The sequence below is a fragment of the Hydrogenivirga sp. genome, from assembly GCF_056450045.1.
The window spans coordinates 1-4054 of sequence record NZ_JBWONM010000214.1; the positions used below are offsets into that span (position 1 = coordinate 1).

Genomic DNA, 4054 nt, shown 5'->3' on the forward strand with positions numbered 1-4054 from the left:
CGGAGCCCACGTACCTGGCGAACTCCTTCCCCAGCCTCAGGTCAAGGGATGAGCACTGAACCTGAGAGGGAGACAGGGGCTCAACTATAAGCTCTCCCCTCTCAATCAGCTCCTTAATGCTCCTGTCGCTGAGAATCATCTAATAAAATTATAAAGGCATGAAAAGGTTCTCCTCCCTAATCTTTGTCCTCCTTGCGGGTACGGTCCTATCCCTGTGCCTGAAATTCCTGCCCCCGGCGGGCGATGTTAAGAAGGTCCTCTCTTCCCAGCTGACGGTCATTGACCTGCCCAAGGTGAAGGTCATCTACAGGGTCCTGCTCTCTCCCGATGATATACTTCCGGTGAAGTGTGACTCTGTACTTCCCGTTACCTACACCAAGGTGGTTTCCCTCGCCAATCTTCCTCCCGCCGAGAGGAAGAGGAGGTTCATAGACCTTGTTCTCCCCTCTGTTCTCATCGTCAACTATGAGGTCAGGGCTATGAGGGAGAACCTTGTGCGTGTCCTTGAAAAGCTGAGGAGGAGATACAAGCTGAGCAGGGAGGAGGTGAGGTTCGTTGAGAGCATCCTCAGGAGGTGTAGGTCTGACACGATAGAGGACGCTGTGCTCAAGGCTCATCCAGTTCCCCCAAGCCTTGTGATAGCCCAGGCTGCCCTTGAGAGCGGCTGGGGGACTTCCCGCTTCTTCGTTGAGGGAAACAACCTGTTCGGCGTGTGGGCTTTCAGGAGGGACGACAATGTGATAGAGGCTGAAGGGGGCAGGGCTCTCCTTAGAAGGTACAGCTCAATCCTTGACTCGGTGAGGGATTACATATTTAACGTGAACGTTGGCTGGGCTTACAGGAAGTTCAGGGAGGGGAGGTTGAAGGGTTACGACCCCCTCAAGCTCTCGGAGTTCTTGAGCTTATACTCCATAGAGAGGAGGCGCTATGTGGAGAAGGTTAAGAGAATCATTGAGAGGAACAACCTCAGGCGTTTTGACCTTTGCGTTCTTGACCCTTCTTATATCTACTGAGCTCTTTGCAGGGCACGCAACCATACTGCTCTACCACAGGTTCGGGGATGAGAGGCATCCTACCACTTCGGTGAGCCTTGAGGATTTTGAAGCACAGATGAGATACCTGAAGGAGGAAGGCTACAACGTTATACCCCTGAGCGAGCTCGTAAGCTACCTGAAAAAGGGAAGGGATATACCCGAAAGAACGGTGGTAATTACCATAGACGATGGCTACCGCTCAACCATGGAAGCCTTCAGGATACTCCGGAGGTTCGGCTTCCCCTTCACCGTTTTCCTCTACATGGAGGCTGTAGGTAGGTATCCCGACTTCTTGACCTATGAGGATATAGAGGAGATGAAGGAGTATGGAAAGGTTGAGTTTGAGAACCATTCTTACTCCCACAGAGCCTTCGGCTTGATGAAGGACCCGGGTGCCTTTGTAAGGGACCTTGAGAGGAGCGAGAGGAGGTTTGAGAGGCTCTTTGGCAGGAAACCGAGGTTCTACGCCCTCCCCTTCGGTTACTACAACAGGCAGATACTCAGGGTACTGAGGGATAGAGGATACGAGGCGGTCTTCACCCAGGACCCGGGCAACGTGGGTGTTTACACAGAGCTCTACAGGATCCCGAGGCAGGCTATAGTCGGGAGCTGGAGCAGAATGGAGAACTTCAAAAAGAAGCTCCGCAGGGAGCCCCTTCCCCTCAAAAGGCTCATACCCGGCTACGGCTTCCTTGAGGAAAATCCACCACAGGCTGTAGGAGCTGAGCTCCTCTTCCCTCACAGCTACGACAGGTGCCGTATCTACATAACCGAGCTCGGCTGGAAGGCTGTCCCCAAGGAGGGCGACTTAGTCCTCAGGAAAGACCTACCCGAGCTAAAGAGGAGGTGGAACAGGATAGGTGTCAAGTGCTGGGATAGGAAGAGGGGAGTGTGGGCTGAGAGCTTCTGGATGGTGATAAGGAGCGATTGATATGAAGGTCCTCGTTGTGGGTGTCGGAGCTATAGGCAGTGCTTACCTTGCCTTCCTCAGCAGGGCTGGACACGACGCCTTCGGTCTTACCAAGAGGGGAAGAAGAATTGAAAGCATAAGGGTTGAGGGTATATGGGGGGAGTTTGAAGTGCCCGTGAGAACCGTTGAAAGTCCCGGAGAGCTGCCCTTTACGCCCGAACTGATAATCATATCGGTCAAGTCCTACGATACGGAGGAAGCCCTCAGGAGCGTGAGGGGAGTTGTGGGAGAGAACACCCTACTGATGATAGCCCAGAACGGCTACGGGAACTACGAGAAGGCTGTCAGCCTTTATGGAGAGGGGAAGGTCATCCTCGCAAGGGTTATATTCGGCTCAGAGCTCATCTCTCCCGGGCACATAAGGATAACAGTCTCTGCCGACGACGTCGTGATAGGAGACCCCTCCGGGAAGCTCTCAGAGGAAAGGTTAAGAGAGCTTGCCCGAACCTTCACCGAGGCTGGGATACCTACCCGCTACGAGAGGGAAGTTTACAAGTACCTGTGGGACAAGATAATTTACAACTGCGCCCTGAACCCTCTCGGAGCTCTGCTTGAGGTAAACTACGGAACCCTTGCCGGGAATCCCCACACGAGGAAGCTCATGGACAGGATAATTGATGAGGTTTTTGAAGTGACCCGCTGCGCGGGTATTGAGACCTTCTGGAAAAAGCCAGAGGACTACAGGAAGGTCTTTTACGAAAAGCTCATACCACCGACCTCAGCCCACTACCCCTCAATGCTGAGAGATATAAAGAGGGGTAGAACGGAGATAGACTCCCTCAACGGAGCTATAGCCGAGCTGGGAAGGAGATGCGGTGTAAACACACCGGTGAACGAGCTCATAACCGAGCTCGTGAAGGCAAAAGAGCTCATCAATCGGGAACGCTGACACCTTCCGTCTCCGGGACTGGAGAGCCACCCATTGAGCAGTGCCCGTTGTAGAGAGCACCCTCTTCTATTGTGAAGATGTCAGTTCTCACATCACCGCTCAGGCTCGCCCCTCTCCTGAGCTCAATCCTGCGGGCAGTGACGTTGCCCCTTACCGTCCCGTGTATAAGAACCTCGCTGCAGTTTATATCGCCCTCAACGCTTCCCGACTCGCCTATTATGAGCATCCCCTCACTGTGGATGTTTCCCTTGACCCTTCCGTCTATCCTCGTGGCGGTTGAGAGGTTCAGGTTACCCTCAAAGAAGCAGCCTTCACCTATCAGGGTGTTAACATCTCCTGCTTCAAGCTCCTCTATGCTCTTCTTCTTTCCTCCAAACATATCACCACCTCACATACATGTATTTTATTGGGTTCTCACGCTTTGAGTACCTCCACACCTCGTAGTGAACGTGGGGACCCGTTGACCTTCCTGTGGAGCCCACGTAGCCCACAACATCTCCCGACTTGACCCACTGACCGGCTCTGACCTTTATCCTTGAAAGGTGAGCATACATAGTCCTGAAGCCGTATGCGTGCCTGAGTATCACCACCTTGCCGTAACCAGACTTCCACCCAGCGTAGATGACTTTCCCGTCGGCGGTCGCCCTAACCCTGGTACCGTAGGGAGCCTTTATATCAACGCCGTCATGGAACTCATACTTTCCAGTGAAGGGGTCTATCCTGTAGCCGTACCCTGATGTTATCCTCCCCCATACGGGAGGTCCAAGGGGTATCCTGCTCAGGTACTTGCGGAACTTGTCCGCTTCCTTGTGAAGGAAGTCAACGTACTCAACGTCAAGTATATCAACCCTCTTGGCACCACCTCCGACACCGCTGGGCACCCTTCTTATCCCCTTCCTCCTGAGGAACTTGTCTATCGTGACGAGCTTCCCTTCCAGCACCTTTACCTTCTCTTTGAACTGCTGAAGGTAGCTGTTTCTCTCCTGCTCCTTTGCGAGGAGGGTCTGTAGGCTGTCCCTTTCACTCTTAAGCTCCGCAAGCTCGTTTTTAAGGGACCTGTTCTCAACTATGGAGAACACCGAGAAGGTCAGAAGCCCCGTCAGGAAGAGCCCGGAGGAGAGGAGTGCACCCTTCAGGAAACGGGTGTTTACCTTGTAGCTC

General features: G+C 53.4%; 6 protein-coding genes. 3 read left to right on the plus strand and 3 right to left on the minus strand.

The genetic code is table 11. The annotated features are described in order from the left end of the window. A partial coding sequence (locus AC1HCM_RS08795; protein ID WP_479461399.1) for a 2'-deoxycytidine 5'-triphosphate deaminase domain-containing protein occupies positions 1-139 on the minus strand: 139 nt, incomplete at its 3' end. 19 nt (positions 140-158) lie between these two features. On the opposite strand from AC1HCM_RS08795, the gene AC1HCM_RS08800 reads away from it, so the two are divergent. From AC1HCM_RS08800 to AC1HCM_RS08810, 3 genes are read left to right on the plus strand one after another with little or no spacing between them, the layout of a single operon-like run. Continuing rightward, the gene (locus AC1HCM_RS08800) at positions 159-1013 is read left to right on the plus strand and encodes a glucosaminidase domain-containing protein (protein WP_479461394.1); all 855 of its coding nucleotides are present in this window, start codon (positions 159-161) and stop codon (positions 1011-1013) included. After that, entirely contained in the window at positions 991-1965 is a 975-nt protein-coding gene (locus AC1HCM_RS08805; RefSeq protein ID WP_479461395.1) for a polysaccharide deacetylase family protein, read from the plus strand. Before AC1HCM_RS08800 ends, AC1HCM_RS08805 begins: the two co-directional genes overlap by 23 nt. A gap of 1 nt (position 1966) precedes the next feature. After that, the gene (locus tag AC1HCM_RS08810; RefSeq protein WP_479461396.1) at positions 1967-2893 is read left to right on the plus strand and encodes a ketopantoate reductase family protein; all 927 of its coding nucleotides are present in this window, start codon (positions 1967-1969) and stop codon (positions 2891-2893) included. Here the strand turns inward: AC1HCM_RS08810 and AC1HCM_RS08815 are convergent. Both AC1HCM_RS08815 and AC1HCM_RS08820 read right to left on the minus strand, forming a co-directional pair. Beyond that, positions 2877-3272: a bactofilin family protein gene (locus AC1HCM_RS08815; protein ID WP_479461397.1), complete on the minus strand. Its 396-nt coding sequence runs from the start codon at positions 3270-3272 to the stop codon at positions 2877-2879. The genes AC1HCM_RS08810 and AC1HCM_RS08815 overlap by 17 nt on opposite strands. Position 3273: 1 nt before the next feature. Continuing rightward, on the minus strand, positions 3274-4054 hold a 781-nt coding region (locus AC1HCM_RS08820; protein ID WP_479461398.1), incomplete at its 5' end, for a M23 family metallopeptidase.

What these genes read in the sequence shown, in the direction of transcription:
- AC1HCM_RS08800 (WP_479461394.1), top strand. Translation starts at nt 159, where the DNA reads ATGAAAAGGTTCTCCTCCCTAATCTTTGTCCTCCTTGCGGGTACGGTC.
- AC1HCM_RS08810 (WP_479461396.1), top strand. Translation starts at nt 1,967, where the DNA reads ATGAAGGTCCTCGTTGTGGGTGTCGGAGCTATAGGCAGTGCTTACCTT.
- AC1HCM_RS08815 (WP_479461397.1), bottom strand. Translation starts at nt 3,272, where the DNA reads ATGTTTGGAGGAAAGAAGAAGAGCATAGAGGAGCTTGAAGCAGGAGAT.